The 16,081-nt window shown below is 72.8% G+C and carries 16 protein-coding genes; 4 read left to right on the top strand and 12 right to left on the bottom strand.

The genetic code is table 11. The features are described 5' to 3' along the window. Positions 1-4 precede the first annotated feature (4 nt). From ACIQR3_RS24160 to ACIQR3_RS24140, 5 genes are all read right to left on the bottom strand, one after another. The gene (locus ACIQR3_RS24160) at positions 5-688 is read right to left on the bottom strand and encodes a response regulator (RefSeq protein ID WP_215172648.1); all 684 of its coding nucleotides are present in this window, start codon (positions 686-688) and stop codon (positions 5-7) included. Next, on the bottom strand, positions 685-3,231 hold the full coding sequence (locus ACIQR3_RS24155) for a sensor histidine kinase KdpD (RefSeq protein ID WP_215172646.1): 2,547 nt from the start codon (positions 3,229-3,231) through the stop codon (positions 685-687). Before ACIQR3_RS24155 ends, ACIQR3_RS24160 begins: the two co-directional genes overlap by 4 nt. A 430-nt stretch (positions 3,232-3,661) precedes the next feature. Further along, the gene (locus ACIQR3_RS24150) at positions 3,662-4,414 is read right to left on the bottom strand and encodes a DUF3710 domain-containing protein (RefSeq protein WP_403542254.1); all 753 of its coding nucleotides are present in this window, start codon (positions 4,412-4,414) and stop codon (positions 3,662-3,664) included. 1 nt (position 4,415) lies between these two features. Then, the gene (gene dut / locus ACIQR3_RS24145; protein WP_403542253.1) at positions 4,416-4,967 is read right to left on the bottom strand and encodes a dUTP diphosphatase; all 552 of its coding nucleotides are present in this window, start codon (positions 4,965-4,967) and stop codon (positions 4,416-4,418) included. Further along, positions 4,964-5,548: a PaaI family thioesterase gene (locus tag ACIQR3_RS24140; protein ID WP_403542251.1), complete on the bottom strand. Its 585-nt coding sequence runs from the start codon at positions 5,546-5,548 to the stop codon at positions 4,964-4,966. The genes dut and ACIQR3_RS24140 overlap by 4 nt, the downstream gene beginning before the upstream one ends. Before the next feature lie 66 nt (positions 5,549-5,614). On the opposite strand from ACIQR3_RS24140, the gene ACIQR3_RS24135 reads away from it, so the two are divergent. Then, the gene (locus tag ACIQR3_RS24135) at positions 5,615-6,076 is read left to right on the top strand and encodes a DUF3093 domain-containing protein (protein WP_403542250.1); all 462 of its coding nucleotides are present in this window, start codon (positions 5,615-5,617) and stop codon (positions 6,074-6,076) included. Between the two features lie 168 nt (positions 6,077-6,244). Here the strand turns inward: ACIQR3_RS24135 and ACIQR3_RS24130 are convergent, their stop codons facing one another. From ACIQR3_RS24130 to ACIQR3_RS24115, 4 genes are all read right to left on the bottom strand, one after another. Next, positions 6,245-7,162, bottom strand: coding sequence for a hypothetical protein (locus tag ACIQR3_RS24130; RefSeq protein WP_403542247.1), 918 nt, complete (start codon positions 7,160-7,162; stop codon positions 6,245-6,247). A gap of 13 nt (positions 7,163-7,175) precedes the next feature. Continuing rightward, a complete protein-coding gene (locus tag ACIQR3_RS24125; protein WP_003993510.1) occupies positions 7,176-7,472 on the bottom strand; it encodes a DUF4193 domain-containing protein in 297 nt (98 codons plus the stop codon). Between the two features lie 423 nt (positions 7,473-7,895). Beyond that, a complete protein-coding gene (locus ACIQR3_RS24120) occupies positions 7,896-9,125 on the bottom strand; it encodes a sensor histidine kinase (protein WP_403542245.1) in 1,230 nt (409 codons plus the stop codon). Between the two features lie 6 nt (positions 9,126-9,131). After that, entirely contained in the window at positions 9,132-9,785 is a 654-nt protein-coding gene (locus ACIQR3_RS24115; protein ID WP_003993508.1) for a response regulator transcription factor, read from the bottom strand. A gap of 479 nt (positions 9,786-10,264) precedes the next feature. On the opposite strand from ACIQR3_RS24115, the gene ACIQR3_RS24110 reads away from it, so the two are divergent. Then, complete coding sequence (locus ACIQR3_RS24110; protein WP_215172632.1) at positions 10,265-10,438, top strand: hypothetical protein; 174 nt, start codon at positions 10,265-10,267, stop codon at positions 10,436-10,438. Between the two features lie 94 nt (positions 10,439-10,532). Here the strand turns inward: ACIQR3_RS24110 and ACIQR3_RS24105 are convergent, their stop codons facing one another. Both ACIQR3_RS24105 and ACIQR3_RS24100 read right to left on the bottom strand, forming a co-directional pair. Then, a complete protein-coding gene (locus ACIQR3_RS24105; protein ID WP_403542454.1) occupies positions 10,533-11,348 on the bottom strand; it encodes an inositol monophosphatase family protein in 816 nt (271 codons plus the stop codon). A gap of 29 nt (positions 11,349-11,377) precedes the next feature. Further along, positions 11,378-12,505 (bottom strand): ferrochelatase, encoded by a 1,128-nt coding sequence (locus ACIQR3_RS24100; protein WP_403542242.1) that lies wholly within the window; start codon positions 12,503-12,505, stop codon positions 11,378-11,380. Positions 12,506-12,677: 172 nt separating this feature from the next. Between ACIQR3_RS24100 and ACIQR3_RS24095 the strand changes: the two genes are divergently transcribed. Beyond that, positions 12,678-13,925, top strand: a complete 1,248-nt coding sequence (locus ACIQR3_RS24095) for an MFS transporter (protein WP_403542240.1) — start codon at positions 12,678-12,680, stop codon at positions 13,923-13,925. Beyond that, entirely contained in the window at positions 13,879-15,204 is a 1,326-nt protein-coding gene (locus ACIQR3_RS24090; protein WP_403542237.1) for a D-arabinono-1,4-lactone oxidase, read from the top strand. Before ACIQR3_RS24095 ends, ACIQR3_RS24090 begins: the two co-directional genes overlap by 47 nt. Here ACIQR3_RS24090 and ACIQR3_RS24085 read toward each other — a convergent pair. Next, positions 15,128-15,976, bottom strand: coding sequence for a hypothetical protein (locus ACIQR3_RS24085; RefSeq protein ID WP_403542234.1), 849 nt, complete (start codon positions 15,974-15,976; stop codon positions 15,128-15,130). The two genes, ACIQR3_RS24090 and ACIQR3_RS24085, sit on opposite strands and share 77 nt — an antisense overlap. Positions 15,977-16,081 lie beyond the last annotated feature (105 nt).

The following is a 16,081-nucleotide window of genomic DNA, read 5'->3' as shown; positions in this document are numbered from 1 at the left end:
ACGCTCACTTCTCGAACCGGTAGCCCATGCCGGGCTCGGTGACGAAGTGCCGCGGGTGGGCGGGGTCCGCCTCCAGCTTGCGGCGCAGCTGTGCCATGTAGACGCGCAGATAGTTCGTCTCCGTGCCGTAGGACGGCCCCCACACCTCCTGGAGCAGCTGTTTCTGGCTGACCAGGCGGCCGGTGTTGCGCACCAGCACCTCCAGCAGATGCCATTCGGTGGGGGTCAGCCGTACGTCCTTCCCGCCCCGGACGACCTTCTTGGCGGCCAGGTCGACGCTGAAGCCGCCCGTGTCCACGATCACCTCGTCCGTGCCGCCCGGCACCGGCTCGGCCCGGCGGACCGCGGCCCGCAGCCGGGCCAGCAGTTCGTCCATGCCGAAGGGCTTGGTGACGTAGTCGTCGGCACCCGCGTCCAGCGCCTCCACCTTCTCGTCGGAGGAGTGCCGGGCGGACAGCACCAGGATGGGCACCCGGGTCCAGCCCCGCAGCCCCTTGATCACGTCGACGCCGTCCATGTCGGGCAGGCCCAGGTCGAGGACGATCACGTCGGGGTGGCGGGCGGCGGCGAGCTGGAGGGCGGTGGCGCCGTCGTGGGCGGCGTCGACCTCGTACTGGCGCGCCTTGAGGTTGATCACGAGGGCACGCACGATCTGCGGCTCGTCGTCGATCACGAGCACCCGGGTCATCGGGCAGCCTGCCTTTCTGCTGGGGAAGCACTACGGGGTCGAGCGGCCGGTCCCGCCGCGCGCACCGTGAGGACCATGGTGAGGCCGCCGCCGGGGGTGTCCTCCGCGTCGAGGGTGCCGCCCATGGCCTCGGCGAAGCCGCGGGCCACGGCCAGGCCGAGCCCGACCCCGGCGCCGCGCGGGGCGTCCCCGTACCGCTGGAAGGGCTCGAATATGCGGTCCTTGGCCTCGTCCGGCACGCCGGGCCCCCGGTCGACGATCCGGACCTCGACCCGGTCCCCGAGGGCGCTGGCGGCGACCAGGACGCCGGCGCCGGGCGGGCTGTACTTGACGGCGTTCTCGACCAGGTTGGCCACCGACCGCTCCAGCAGCCCGGGGTCGACGGCGACCATGGGCAGGGTCTCGGGGATGTCCGCCTCGACGTCGGCCTCGGCGACCCCGACCAGGGCCATCGGCACCACCTCGTCGAGGTCGATCTCGCGGATCAGCGGGGTGACCGTGCCGGTCTGGAGCCGGGACATGTCGAGCAGGTTGCCCACCAGGTGGTCGAGGCGGTCGGCGCCCTCCTCGATGCCCTCCAGCAGCTCGGCCTGGTCCTCCTCCGACCACGCCACGTCGTCGGAGCGCAGACTGGAGACGGCCGCCTTGATCCCGGCCAGCGGGGTGCGCAGGTCATGGCTGACGGCGGCCAGCAGGGCGGTGCGGATGCGGTTGCCCTCGGCCAGCGTGCGGGCCTGGTCGGCCTCCTCGCGCAGCCGCCGCCGGTCCAGTACGACGGCGGCCTGGGCGGCGAAGGCTGCGAGCACCCGGCGGTCCTCGGCGGGCAGCACCCGGCCGGTCAGCGCCAGCGCCATGTGGTCGCCGACCGGCATGTCCACGTCCGCGTCCTCGGGGCGTTCGACGGGCGGTCCCTGGCCGGCCCGGCCGGCGCAGGTCCAGGGCGCGACGTCGCTCTCGCGCTCCAGGAGGGCGGCCGACTCCAGGCCGAAGGTCTCCCGGACCCGTTCCAGCAGGGCCTCCAGGCTGGTCTCGCCGCGCAGCACGTCACCGGCGAGGAAGGAGAGGATCTCCGACTCGGCGCGCAGCCGGGCCGCCTGGTGGGTGCGCCGGGCCGCCAGGTCGACGACCGAGGCGACGGAGACGGCGACGCCGACGAATATCGCGAGCGCCAGGATGTTCTTGGGGTCGGAGATGGTGATGCGGCTGACCGGCGGGGTGAAGAACCAGTTCAGCAGCAGCGAGCCGACCGCGGCCGAGGCGAGCGCCGGGTAGAGCCCGCCCAGCAGCGCCGCGGCGACGGTGAGCGCCAGGTAGAGCAGGACGTCGTTGGCGAGGCCGAGGTGGACGCTGTCCAGCACGGGCGTCAGCAGCAGCGGGCCGCCGATGCCGGCGAGCCAGCCCCACAGCAGCCGCCACCGGCCCAGCCGGGCGCCGCGGGCCACGGGCAGTCCGCGGCCCTTGGCGACCTCCTCGTGGGTGACGATGTGCACGTCCAGGTCGGGTCCCGACTCGCGGGCGACCGTGGCGCCGACGCCGGGACCGAAGACGTACTGCCAGGTCTTGCGGCGGGAGGAGCCCAGCACGATCTGGGTGGCGTTGACACCGCGCGCGAAGTCCAGCAGGGCGGCCGGTATGTCGTCGCCGACCACGTGGTGGAAGGTGCCGCCGAGGTCCTCGACCAGGGTGCGCTGCACCGCCAGCTCCTTCGGGGAGGCGGAGGTCAGCCCGTCGCTGCGGGCTATGTAGACGGCGAGCACCTCGCCGCCGGCGCCCTTCTCCGCGAGGCGCGCGGCCCGCCGGATCAGCGTCCGGCCCTCGGGTCCGCCGGTCAGGCCGACCACGATCCGCTCCCGGGAGCCCCAGATGCGCGACACCCGGTGGTCGCTGCGGTACTGCTTCAGATACGCGTCGACCCGGTCGGCGACCCACAGCAGGGCCAGCTCCCGCAGGGCGGTGAGGTTGCCGGGGCGGAAGTAGTTCGACAGGGCCGCGTCGACCTTGTCGGGCTGGTAGACGTTGCCGTGCGCCATGCGGCGGCGCAGCGCCTCGGGGTCCATGTCGACCAGCTCGATCTGGTCGGCGCGGCGCACCACCTCGTCCGGCACGGTCTCCCGCTGCCGTACGCCGGTGATGGACTCGACGACGTCGCCGAGCGACTCCAGGTGCTGGATGTTGACGGTGGAAACGACGTCGATCCCGGCGGCCAGCAGTTCCTCCACGTCCTGCCAGCGCTTGGCGTTGCGCACGCCGGGGACGTTGGTGTGGGCCAGCTCGTCCACCAGGGCCACCCGGGGGCGCCGGGCCAGCACCGCGTCCAGGTCCATCTCCTCGAAGAGCGTGCCGCGGTACTCCACCGTCCGGCGCGGCACCTGCTCCAGGCCGCGCAGCATCACCTCGGTACGCGGCCGGCCGTGGTGCTCCACGAAGGCCACGGCGCAGTCGGTGCCGCGCTCCACCCGGCGGTGCGCCTCGGACAGCATGGCGTACGTCTTGCCGACGCCCGGCGCCGCGCCGAGGTAGATCCGAAGCCTGCCGCGTCCCATGTCCTCATTGTCTTCCGCCACCCGCCGGCCGCCGACCGCTGCCCGCGCAGCGTCGACCCTACGACCGGCGACCGGGGCGAATCGGACGGATCGCGGCGCCCGCGGCGTCTTTGACGCAACTCTGACGCGGGGGGGGGGCCGCCGTAGACGACGGAGGGCCGCGTACCCCGGGCGGGGTACGCGGCCCTTCGCACGTGGCGCGGCACGCGGCCTCGCACGCTCCGGCGTACGCGGCCCCTGCACGCGCGGCACGCGTGCTGCCTCGTACGCCGCGGTGGGGTACGGGCCCCTTCGCGCGCGGGGAGCACGCGGCACTGCCTCCGGCGGGCACCCGGCCCGCCACGCTCGGTGGAGTGCGGGACCGTCCGCCCCCGGCGCGGAACAGACTCCTGCACGCCGGGGCATGCCGCCGCCCCGCGCGTCGCGGCGGTCAGCGGACCTCGGTGATCTCCGGTCCGCGCTGGAGCTGGCCCATGCCGCCGGCGAAGCGGGAGCCCTCTTCCTGCTGGACGCCCTCGGGGACCATCTGCGCGTCGTTCGGCAGCTTCAGGACGATGGGGTCGCGGGGGGCCATCGGGCCCTCGCCGCGGACCACGACCGTGTCCCGGAAGATCTGCTCCAGCAGACCGGCCGCCTGCGGCTGCACCGCGCCCTGCCCGGAGATCACACCGCGCAGGAACCAGCGGGGGCCGTCCACGCCGACGAACCGCACCACCTGGAAGCCACCGGTGCCGTCCGGCAGCTTGACCGGCACCTGGGCCCGCAGCTCCCAGCCGAGGGGGCCCTCGACCTCGTCGATGATGCCGCCCTGCTGGGTGATCCCGTTGGCGATCTCCTCGCGGACCTCGCCCCAGATGCCCTCGCGCTTGGGGGCGGCGAACGCCTGGAGCTGGATGGCGCTGTCGCGCAGCACGACGGTGGCCGCGACGATCGCGTCGCCCGCGACCTCCACCCGCAGTTCCATGCCGTCGACGCCGGGCACGAACAGGCCGCCCAGGTCGACCCGGCCCTCGGACGGGTCACGGACCTCGGTGCTGTCCCAGGGCCCGTCGGGCCGCGGCTCCGGCTCCAGCCGTACGCGGGTGCCCTCGTCGTCCGCCTCGGTGTCGACGCTGTCGACGACCTGCTCGGCCTCGCCGGCCGCGTCCTCGGCGGCACCCTTCTTCTTGCGACGTCCGAACACGTCACTGTCCTTCCCGGTCGGATACGACCGAAGCGTATCGATTCCCACCCGTCGGACCGCCTTCGACGGCCCGACCGCTTGTGCCGCTTGCCGGGTCCGCGCCGGCGTGTCCGCCGGTGGACCCGAAGCCCCCCTCGGCCCGTGCCGAATCGGGAAGTTCCGCGACCTGGCGGAAGCGGACCCTCTCGACCTGCTGGACGACCAGTTGGGCAATCCGGTCGAAGCGCTCGAACCGCACGGCCTCGCGCGGGTCGAGATTCACCACGATCACCTTGATCTCCCCACGGTACCCGGCATCAATCGTCCCCGGGGCATTCACGAGGGCGACACCGCAGCGGGCCGCGAGGCCGGAACGGGGGTGCACGAAGGCCGCGTACCCCTCGGGGAGCGCCACAGACACGCCCGTGGGCAGGACGGCCCGCTCACCGGGCGCCAGCTCGCACGCGACGGTGGTCCGCAGATCCGCGCCCGCGTCGCCGGGGTGCTCGTACGTCGGAAGCGGTACGTCCGGATCGACGCGCCGGAGCAGGACCTCCAGCGGGGCGCGGCTCACGGGTTCACCTCGAAGGCGCGCGCCCGGCGCACCTGGTCCGGGTCGTCCAGCGCGGCCCGGATCTCCTCCGGCCGGCCGTGGTCGGTGAAGTGTTCGACCTTGACCTCGACGAAGAGGGCGTCCGCGCGGACCGCGACGGGGCCGTCGGGGCCGCCGATCCGGCCGGTGGCGGTGGAGTAGATCTTGCGGCCGGCCACCGCGGTCACCTCGGCCGCCAGGTGCAGGGTGGTGCCGACCGGCACGGGCAGCAGGAAGTCGGTCTCCAGCCGTCCGGTCACCGCGATCGTGCGCAGCAGCCAGCCGAGCGAGCCGAGGGTCTCGTCCAGGGCGCTGGCCAGCACCCCGCCGTGCGCGAGGCCGGGGGCGCCCTGGTGGGCGGGCTGGACGGTGAACTCCGCGGTGATCGTCACGCCCTCGCCGGCCCGCGCCGCCAGGTGCAGTCCGTGGGGCTGGTCGCCGCCGCAGCCGAAGCACTGCCCGTAATGGGCGCCGAGCAGCTCGCCGGGGGCGGGCGCGTCGGGGTGCCGTACGGGTTTCACCGCGTCGACGGGGGGCTGAAGGGCCGGGGAAGTACCACTCACAGGCGCAGACCTTACCTGTCCGACCTGGCTGCGGCCCCGCCGCGAATCCGTGCCAAGCTTGGCTCCATGCAGCTCTCCGCCGCCCCGTACGAAGAACGCCTCACCACGCCCCGCTCCTCGTGGCTGCTGTGCTTCCTGGTGGGTCTCGCGATCGCCATCGTCCTGGTGCCCTTCGGCACGCTCCCGATCCTCGGCGGCCTGGCCTGCGGTACGGCCGCGGCGGCGGTCGTCGCCAGTTCGTACGGCTCGGTCCGCATCCGGGTCGTGGGCGGCTCGCTGATCGCGGGCGAGGCGAAGATCCCGGTCACGGCGCTGGGCGAGGCGACGGTGATGGACGCGGAGGAGGCCCGTGCCTGGCGCACGTACAAGGCCGACACCCGCGCCTTCCTGCTGCTGCGCGCCTACATCCCGACGGCGCTGCGCGTCGAGGTCACCGACCCCGACGACCCGACGCCGTACCTGTACCTGTCGACCCGCGAGCCCGAGCGGCTGGCCGAGGCGCTGGAGGCGGCGAAGGCGGCCGTGTGATCGGCGGCCTTCCCGGCCCGGCCGCCGTGTCCGGCGGCTCTCCTGGCCTGCGGTCTTCCCGCCACGCCGCTCCGGCACCCGGTGGTGGGCGGCCTTTCCCGTCAGCCGGCCGCTGCCGGCCACGGTGATCCGCGGGTCCGCTGCCGCGCCGCTCCCGGCGCCTCACCGTCAGCGGTCTTCCTCGTCGCCCCGCTCCCGGACGTCCAGTTCCAGCGCGTCCTCGGGCGTCTCCAGGGCCGGCAGGGCGGGCAGCTTCTCCCAGGGCACCTGGTGCTTGCGCAGGTCGGCCCGGACGCGGGCGGCGAGCTTGTGGGTGTCGCGGCGGTTCATGACCGCGCCGACGGCGGCTCCGACCATGAACGGCATCAGGTTGGGCAGGTTGCGCACCATCCGCTTCATGATCTGCTGGCGCAGCTGGCGCTTCAGATGGCCGTTCACGGCCGTGCCGAACGTCGACGGTCTGGTCACGTCGATGCCGCGCTCGTCCGACCAGGCGTTCAGGTACGCGGTGCTGCGCTGGGTGAGGCCGCCGGGCGGGCGTACGCCGTAGACCTCGTGGAGTTCGGCGATCAGCTTCAGCTCGATGGCCGCGACGCCGGTCACCTCCGCGGCCAGTTCGGTGGGCATGGCCGACGGCACGGGCAGCATCGCCGCCGCGCCGACGCCCGCGCCGACGGTGGCCGTGGCCTTGGTCGCACCGGCCACCAGCCGGTCGGCCAGTTCCTCGGGCCCGAGGCCGGGAAAGTGACGCCGGAGCGTCGCCAGGTCCCGTACGGGGACCCGCGGGGCGATCTCGATGACGCGGTCGGCGAGGTGCGCCAAGGCGGCCCTGGCGCGGTCGCCGCCCTTGCGGGCACCCGCTGTCGCCTTCTGCCGGAGCACCGCCGCCCGGCGTCGGGCAGCGGGCCCCTCGGTCGGCACCGGCACCGGGAGGTCAGTCCGGTCGGCGGCCGGTTCGAGCGAGGCCGTCCCCGGGAGGGTCGGGCCTCGCTCGTCGTCACGCGCGCGGTGGGGGCCGTCGGGCGGCCCTTGGTCCGCTCCCCGCTGGGAGAAGCGGCGCTTCCAGGGAGGGGTCGAGCCAGTCACGGCCGACCCCGCCTCAGTCGCAGTCGCGGCAGATCGGCTGGCCGTTCTTCTCCCGGGCCAGCTGGCTGCGGTGGTGCACCAGGAAGCAGCTCATGCAAGTGAACTCGTCCTGCTGCTTGGGCAGTACTCGGACTGCCAGTTCCTCGTTCGAGAGGTCGGCTCCGGGAAGTTCCAGGCCTTCCGCGGCCTCGAACTCGTCGACGTCCACGGCGGAAGCCGACTTGTCGTTCCGGCGAGCCTTCAGCTCTTCGAGGCTGTCCGAGTCGACGTCGTCGTCGGTCTTGCGTGGAGTGTCGTAATCGGTTGCCATGTCGCTCTCCCCCTCTGGGTGTCTGCGGTGTCTCCAGCGCACGTAACGCGTGAGAGGCCGGACTTGTGCCCGACCCGAGGCGGAGATTTTGCCTCACATCAAGGTCTGTTACTCAATCGACACCCAACCGGACTCCGCTCGAGTGATCGGCTTGGATGGCGATGGGGACCGTACACGGTCCGAATACCGCACGCCAAAGGCGTCTCACCGTGTACTTCCCGTGATCAAGACCCCTGAAAACCCGGACTTTCCCGGCTTTCCGACAGAGTTCTCGGCCACGGAGAGTGGATGGCCGGAAAAGCGCCGCTGTGATCGATCACACAGGCGAGCACCGGAGCCTCGGTCCGAAAATTCCGCGCAAAGCGAACAAGCCCGGACCTCGGAACAGTGATCGGCGTCATGATCTCAGATCGGCGCGCCGCCTCAGACCGGCAGGGTCACCCTCATCACGAGGCCACCTCCCTCGCGCGGCTGGGCGTAGATGTGGCCGCCGTGCGCCCGGGCCACGGAACGGACGATGGACAGCCCGAGGCCGACGCCCTTGTCGCTGCCGGTCCGCTCCGTGCGCAGCCGCCGGAACGGCTCGAAGATGTTGTCGATCTCGTACGCCGGCACCACCGGGCCGGTGTTCGTCACCACGAGGACCGCCTGGCCGTGCTCCACCTCGGTGGTGACCTCGACCCAGCCGCCCTCGGCGATGTTGTACCGCACCGCGTTCTGCACCAGGTTCAGGGCGATGCGCTCCAGCAGGACGCCGTTGCCCTGGACGACGGCGGGCGCGCGCTGCCCACGCAGTTCGACGCCCTTGGCCTCGGCCTCGGCCAGGGTCTGGTCGACGGCCTGGGTCGCGACCTCGGCGAGGTCCACGGGCTTGCGCTCCACTATCTGGTTGTCGCTGCGGGCGAGCAGCAGCAGGCCCTCCACGAGCTGCTCACTGCGCTCGTTGGTGGCCAGCAGGGTCTTGCCGAGCTGCTGGAGCTCCACCGGGGCGCCGGGGTCCGACAGGTGCACCTCCAGGAGCGTGCGGTTGATCGCCAGCGGGGTGCGCAGTTCGTGCGAGGCGTTGCCGACGAAGCGCTGCTGGGCGGTGAACGCCCGCTGGAGGCGCTCCAGCATCTCGTCGAAGGTGTCCGCCAGCTCCTTGAGCTCGTCGTCCGGGCCGTCCAGCTCGATCCGGCGGGACAGGTCGGAGCCCGCCACCGCGCGTGCGGTGCGGGTGATCCGGCCCAGCGGCGACAGGACCCGGCCCGCCATGGCGTAGCCGAACGCGAAGGCGATCACGGCCAGGCCCAGCAGGGCCAGCAGCGAACGGCTGAGCAGACTGTCCAGGGCGTGCTGGCGCTGCTCGTTGACGCAGTCGTTCATCGCGGAGTTGAACACGTCGGGCTCCGCGTTGGTGGGCAGGTTGCAGGTGTTGCTGGTGACGCTGCCCGAGGTGATCTTGAACGGCAGGTCGCTGCCCACGTTCAGGGCCTGCGCCGCCAGCAGGTAGATGATCGACAGCAGCACGATGCCGGCGATCAGGAACATGCCGCCGTACAGCAGCGTGAGCCTTATCCGGATGGTGGGGCGCAGCCACGGGAAAGGGGTGGCCGACGGGGGGTCCCAGGTGGGTTTCGGAGGTGCCTGCGGGGGCGCGGGGGACGCAGCCACGGCCGATCAGATCCGGTAGCCGGAGCCGGGCACGGTGACGATCACCGGGGGCTCGCCGAGCTTGCGGCGCAGGGTCATCACGGTCACCCGGACGACGTTGGTGAACGGGTCGGTGTTCTCGTCCCAGGCCTTCTCCAGGAGCTGCTCGGCGGAGACGACCGCGCCCTCACTGCGCATGAGCACTTCCAGGACGGCGAACTCCTTGGGCGCGAGCTGCACCTCCTTGCCGTCGCGGAAGACCTCGCGGCGGTTGGGGTCGAGCTTGATCCCGGCGCGCTCCAGGACCGGCGGCAGGGGCACGCTGGTGCGCCGGCCGAGGGCCCGGACCCGGGCGATCAGCTCGCTGAACGCGAAGGGCTTGGGCAGATAGTCGTCGGCGCCGATCTCCAGCCCCTCGACCCGGTCGCTGACGTCACCGGAGGCCGTGAGCATCAGCACGCGCGTGGGCATGCCGAGTTCGACGATCTTGCGGCAGACGTCGTCGCCGTGGACGAGGGGAAGGTCGCGGTCGAGGACGACCACGTCGTAGTCGTTGACGCCGATGCGCTCGAGGGCGGCCGCACCGTCGTACACGACGTCGACGGCCATGGCCTCCCGGCGCAGTCCGGTGGCCACCGCATCGGCGAGCAGCTGCTCGTCCTCGACGACGAGTACGCGCACGTCGCTTGTCCTTCCTGTGTCCGCCCGGCCGCGCCTGGAGGGCGCACGCGGGCAGGGGTCTGGTGGGTGTGTTGACCTCCATCCTGCCCTTTTCGGCCATAAGTCGGCTGTAAGGCGAGAGCGGGGGGCCGGCGGTGCTCAGCGGTCTTCGGCGGCGCACGGCGCCGCACGGCGGGCCGGGGCTCCCCGGGTGCCCGGGAGAAAAGCGGATCCGAACGGGAATGCGAGATTTTCTCGGAAGGTTGAGGTTTCCGCGGAAGGGAGCGGGGGGAGGACGGCTTTACACCCCGCGATCACGCTCTGCCCGTACCGCACGACCGGCGGTGCGCGGCGACCCTTCGCCACAGGGCGGGCGCGGGTGTCCGGCACCGTCGCCGCCCGGCCGCGCGGCGCTGGGCACCTGTCGCAGACGTGATCGCCCCTTCCGAACGGCACACCCCCGTGCCATCGACCCACGACCCAGGACGAGGGGGCGCAGCATGGACGCTTTCACCACAGGACTTCTGCAGCGCATAAAGGCGACCGAGTCCGACCTGTCGCGGGCCCGTGACGAGGGGGACGACTTCCTCGTCGAGGTGGAACTCGGCGAGCTGGACGACCTCCGCCGCCTCGCCGCCGAGCACGGCGTGGAGGTCACCGCGACCAGCGGCTGACCGCCCGCGCGCTCACCGGACCGCGCCCGCACGACACCGCACCCCCGGCGAATCCAGCGCCGGGGGTGCGGTGCGTCCGTCGGGGCGGGCGGCCTCAGTCGTGCCAGGCGCCGAGTTCCTCCAGGAGCCGCTGGAGGGGCTCGAAGACGCCCGGGGTGGCGGCGACGGTCAGGTCGTCCGTCGGCCGCTCACCGGGGCGTCCGCCGGTCAGCGCGCCCGCCTCCCGGGCGATGAGGTCACCGGCGGCACGGTCCCAGGGGTGCAGACCGCGCTCGTAGTACCCGTCGAGGCGGCCCGCGGCCAGGTCGCACAGGTCGATCGCGGCCGAGCCGCCGCGCCGGATGTCGCGCAGCCGCGGGATCAGCTGCCGGGCGACCTCCGCCTGGTGCGTGCGGACCTCGGCGACGTAGTTGAACCCGGTGGAGACCAGGGCCTGGTCCAGCGGCGGCGCGGGCCGGCAGGTGAGCCGGCGCTCACCGTCCCAGGAGCCGGTCGCCCAGGCCCCGCCGCCGCGTATCGCGTGGTACGTCTCGCTGCGCATCGGCGCCGCGACCACCCCGGCGACGGTCTCGCCGTCCTGCTCGGCGGCGATGGAGACGGACCAGGTGGGCAGCCCGTAGAGGTAGTTCACCGTGCCGTCGAGCGGGTCGATCACCCAGCGGACCCCGCTGGTGCCCTCGACGGAGGCGCCCTCCTCGCCGAGGAAGCCGTCGTCCGGGCGGCGGTCGGCGATCAGCGTGGTGATCAGCTTCTCCGCCGCGATGTCCATCTCGGTGACCACGTCGATCGGACTGGACTTGGTGGCGGCGACCGCGAGGTCGGCGGGGCGCCCGTCCCGCAGCAGCTCGCCCGCGCGGCGGGCGGCCTCCCGGGCGGTCTCCAGGAGCTCGGCGTGCAGGGGGTCGGTCACGTCGGTCACAGGGCTGGTCACGGCCTTCCTCACGCGTAGGGGCTGTCGGCGCCCGCGGCGGCGGGGCGGGGGGCGCGGGCCGGGCAGCAGCCCACCGGGCACAGGTTGTGACTGGCGCCCAGCGCTCCCAGCGCGCACGGCGTGACGGCGCGGCCCTGCTCGGCGGCGGCGCGCTCCAGGACCAGGTCGCGGATCGCGGCGGCGAACCGCGGGTCGGCGCCGACGGTGGCCGAGCGGCGCACCGGCAGCCCCAGCTCCTCCGCCTTGGCCGTGGCCTCCGTGTCGAGGTCGTAGAGGACCTCCATGTGGTCGGAGACGAAGCCGATGGGGGCCATGACGACGGCCGGGACCCCGGCCGCGTGCCGCTCCTCCAGGTGGTCGCAGATGTCGGGCTCCAGCCACGGGATGTGCGGGGCGCCGGAACGGGACTGGTAGACGAGCTGCCAGGGCCGGTCGACGCCGGTGCGCTCGCGGACCGCGTCGGCGATCACCTGGGCCACGTCCAGGTGCTGGCGGACGTAGGCGCCGCCGTCGCCGTGCCCCTCCACCGGGCCGGAGGTGTCGGCGGCGGAGGTCGGGATGGAGTGGGTGGTGAAGGCGATCTGGGCGCCGTCGCGGACCTCCTCGGGAAGGTCGTTGATCGACCGCACCAGGCCGTCGACCATCGGCTCGACGAAGCCCGGGTGGTTGAAGTAGTGCCGCAGCTTGTCGATCCTCGGCAGCTCCAGGCCCTCCTCCTGGAGGGCGGCCAGGGAGTCGGCGAGGTTCTCGCGGTACTGGCGGCAGCCCGAGTAGGAGGCGTACGCGCTGGTGGCGAGGACCAGGATGCGGCGGCGGCCGTCGCGGACCATCTCGCGCAGGGTGTCCGTCAGGTAGGGCGCCCAGTTGCGGTTGCCCCAGTAGACCGGCAGGTCCAGGCCGTGCTCGGCGAAGTCCTTGCGCAGGCTGTCCAGCAGGGCGCGGTTCTGGTCGTTGATCGGGCTGACCCCGCCGAAGAGGAAGTAGTGCTGGCCCACCTCCTTCAGGCGTTCCTTGGGGATGCCGCGGCCGCGCGTCACGTTCTCCAGGAACGGGACGACGTCGTCGGGTCCTTCAGGGCCGCCGAAGGAGAGCAGGAGGAGGGCGTCGTAGGGGGTGGCATCGAGCACGTCTGGCATGTCTCGATCCTGCCACCCCCCACTGACAACGGGGCCACGGCGGGGGTGTTCCCCGTACCGGCTGGTCCGGACGGGTGCACCCGGGTCACCCGCCCAGTAAGCTGTATCGACTGCGTTCGGACCTTACGCGGATCCCACTGAGCCGTTACTGAGCCGTTTCCCGGAGACCCCGTTGCCCAGCCCCTACCGCGCCCTGTTCGCCGCCCCCGGCTCCAAGGGCTTCTCCGCCGCGGGCTTCCTCGGCCGGATGCCGCTGTCGATGATGGGCATCGGCGTGGTGACCATGGTCTCGCAGCTCACCGGGCGGTACGGGCTGGCCGGGGCGCTCTCCGCCACCATCGCGCTGGCCGCCGCCGTGTGCGGCCCCCAGGTCTCCCGGCTGGTGGACCAGTACGGGCAGCGGCGGGTGCTGCGGCCCGCCACCCTGGTCTCGCTGGCCGCGGCGGCCGGGCTGCTGCTCACCGCGCACTTCCGGTGGCCCGAGTGGCTGCTGTTCGTGTGGTGCGTCGGCATCGGCTGTGTGCCCAGCCTCGGCGCGATGGTCCGGGCCCGCTGGGCGGCCCTGTACCGCGGCACGCCGCAGCTGCACACCGCGTACAGCTTCGAGTCCGTGGTCGACGAGGTCTGCTTCGTCTTCGGGCCGATCATCTCGATCGGCCTGTCCACGGCCTGGTTCCCGGAGGCGGGGCCGCTGCTGGCCGCCTGTTTCCTCGCGGCCGGCGTTTTCTGGCTGACCGCGCAGCGCGCCACCGAGCCCGAGCCGCACCCCCGGGACCGTGGCGGCGCCGGCGGCAGCGCGCTGCGCTCCAAGGGGCTCCAGGTCTTCGTCGGCACCTTCGTGGCCACCGGCGCGATCTTCGGGTCGGTCGACGTGGTCACCGTGGCCTTCGCCGAGGAGGAGGGTCACAAGGCCGCCGCGAGCCTGGTCCTCGCCGTCTACGCGGCCGGGTCCTGCGTGGCCGGCATGGTGTTCGGACTGCTGCGCTTCGCGGGACCGCCCGCGCGCCGCTGGCTGCTGGGCGTCTGCGCGATGGCCGTGAGTATGATCCCACCCCTACTGGTCGGAAACCTGCCGTCTCTGGCCGTGGCGCTGTTCGTTGCGGGCCTGTCCATCGCTCCGACGATGATCACGACGATGTCCCTCATCGAAGAGCACGTACCACGCGCACAGCTCACCGAGGGCATGACCTGGGTGAGCACCGGCCTCGCGGTCGGCGTCGCGCTCGGTTCCGCCGCCGGCGGCTGGGTGATCGACGCGGCGGGGGCGAGCGCCGGGTACGGGGTTCCGGCGGTGGCCGGTGCCGTCGCGCTGGCGGTCGGTTTCCTCGGGTTCCGCCGGCTCAAGCGGCCGGCCGCGGGTCGGGGAGGCATCGTTGAGCAGCACAGCGAGCGTGAGCGGCAGGAACGGCACCTGGCGTAACTGGGGCGGCACCGTCGCGGCCCGTCCCGCGCGGGTGGTCGCCCCCGCCTCGGCCGAGGAACTGGCCGAGGCGGTGCGCCGGGCCGCCGAGGACGGACTGCCGGTCAAGGCCGTGGGCACCGGGCACTCGTTCACGTCGATAGCGGCCACCGACGGACTGCTGATACGCCCCGACCTGCTGACCGGTATCCGCCACGTCGACCGGGAGGCGATGACCGTCACGGTGGAGGCCGGCACGCCGCTCAGGCGGCTGAACCTCGCCCTCGCGCGCGAGGGCCTGTCGCTGGCCAACATGGGCGACATCATGGAGCAGACGGTCTCCGGGGCGACCTCCACCGGCACCCACGGCACGGGCCGCGACTCCGCCTCGCTCGCCGCCCAGATCCGGGCCCTGGAACTGGTCACCGCCGACGGCTCCGTCCTCACCTGCTCCGCGGAGCGGAACCCGGACGTCTTCGCCGCCGCCCGCGTCGGCCTCGGCGCGCTGGGCGTCGTCACCGCCGTCACCTTCGCCGTGGAGCCGCTCTTCCTGCTCACCGCGCGCGAGGAGCCGATGCCGCTGGACCAGGTCCTGTCCCGGTTCGACGAACTGTGGACGGAGAACGAGCACTTCGAGTTCTACTGGTTCCCGCACACCGGGAACACCAACACCAAGCGCAACAACCGCAGCGCGGGCCCGGAACGCCCGGTGGGGCGGCTGCGGAGCTTCTACGAGGACGAGTTCCTCTCCAACGGCGTCTTCCAGGCCGCCAACTGGGTCGGCCGCGCCGTACCCGCCACGGTCCCGGCGATCGCCCGGATCTCCAGCAGGGCCCTGTCCGCGCGTACGTACACGGACATCCCCTACAAGGTCTTCACCTCACCGCGCCGGGTGCGCTTCGTGGAGATGGAGTACGCCGTTCCGCGCGCGGCCGTGGTCGAGACGCTGCGCGCGCTGAAGGCGATGGTGGACCGCTCCCGGCTGCGGATCAGCTTCCCGGTGGAGGTGCGCACCGCCCCGGCCGACGACATCACGCTCTCCACCGCGTCGGGCCGGGACAGCGCCTACATCGCCGTCCACATGTTCCGCGGCACGCCCTACCGGTCGTACTTCACCGCCGCCGAGCGTGTTTTCACCGCGCACGAGGGCCGGCCGCACTGGGGCAAGCTGCACACCCGGGACGCGGAGTACCTCTCGCGGGTGTATCCGCGCTTCGGTGAGTTCACGGCGTTGCGGGATCGTCTTGACCCTGACCGTCGGTTCCGGAACGACCACTTGCGGAGGATTCTGGGGACGTAGCCGACGCGGTGGGGTCCTGGGCGGCGGTGCCGCCGGAGCCGTCGCCGTCCTGACCGGCGGTGGCGCTCGGCGTGGGCGCCGGGGAGGACGACGCCGTACCGCCGTCCGTCGCGGAGCCGTCGTCCGACGTGGACGTGCCGTCGTCGGTCGCGGCCGCCGAGCCGGACGGGGTGACCGCCGGGGTGCCGCCCGCACCGGAGCCGGTGGACTCCCCCGGGTCGGGCGACGCCGTGGAGCCGTCCTCGTCCCCCGTCCCGCCCGAGTCCCCGGAGTCCGAGGAGGAGCCGCTGTGGCCGGAGAGCGCGTCGCTCACCGTCGTACTGCTGCCGCCGCTCAGGTTCTGACCGGTGATCAGTTCGTAGGTCGTGATGCCGCCCATGGTGACGCCGAAGACGACGGCCGCGGCGACCACCGGCCGCCGCCAGCTCCTGACCCGCGCCCGGTAGACCGTGCCCTCGCCGAACTCCCCGGAGCGGGACGGGCCGGCGCCCGCGGCCACCGCCCGGGGCTGCTCGGCGGTGCGCCGGACCTTCAACTGCTCGCCGGTGCGCCGGAAGAAGTGCTGGAAGAGCGTGCCGCCACAGGTGGCGACGACGCTGACCACACCGGCGCCGAGGATCGTGCCGTACACCCCGAAGGAGGCGGCGAGCTTGGCGGCCACCACGGCCGCCAGGGCGCTGCCCGCGACCTGGGGCACGCTCAGGTCGATCCGCCTGCCCGAGTCTCCCTCGGTGTTGTTCTCCGTGACGTCGTCAACGGACCTTTCCCGCATCACCGGACCTTGCCTGTCTTTTCCGAACGTGAGCCGACAACTGCACGAGAGGGGGACGTACAGGCGAAACCTTTAGTTCCGTTTCTGGTGATTACGTGAAGTACG

Source organism: Streptomyces sp. NPDC090994 (assembly GCF_044768905.1).
Lineage (GTDB): Bacteria > Actinomycetota > Actinomycetes > Streptomycetales > Streptomycetaceae > Streptomyces.
The sequence above is the reverse complement of the archived record's forward strand: the minus strand, read 5'-3'. Positions and strand labels throughout refer to the sequence as shown.

Bases quoted from the DNA above. Each gene is read 5' to 3' on its own strand.
- ACIQR3_RS24085 (WP_403542234.1), bottom strand. From the start codon at position 15,976: ATGCGGGAAAGGTCCGTTGACGACGTCACGGAGAACAACACCGAGGGA.
- ACIQR3_RS24110 (WP_215172632.1), top strand. From the start codon at position 10,265: ATGGACGCTTTCACCACAGGACTTCTGCAGCGCATAAAGGCGACCGAG.
- ACIQR3_RS24100 (WP_403542242.1), bottom strand. From the start codon at position 12,505: ATGCCAGACGTGCTCGATGCCACCCCCTACGACGCCCTCCTCCTGCTC.
- ACIQR3_RS24155 (WP_215172646.1), bottom strand. From the start codon at position 3,231: ATGGGACGCGGCAGGCTTCGGATCTACCTCGGCGCGGCGCCGGGCGTC.
- ACIQR3_RS24125 (WP_003993510.1), bottom strand. From the start codon at position 7,472: ATGGCAACCGATTACGACACTCCACGCAAGACCGACGACGACGTCGAC.
- ACIQR3_RS24135 (WP_403542250.1), top strand. From the start codon at position 5,615: ATGCAGCTCTCCGCCGCCCCGTACGAAGAACGCCTCACCACGCCCCGC.
- ACIQR3_RS24160 (WP_215172648.1), bottom strand. From the start codon at position 688: ATGACCCGGGTGCTCGTGATCGACGACGAGCCGCAGATCGTGCGTGCC.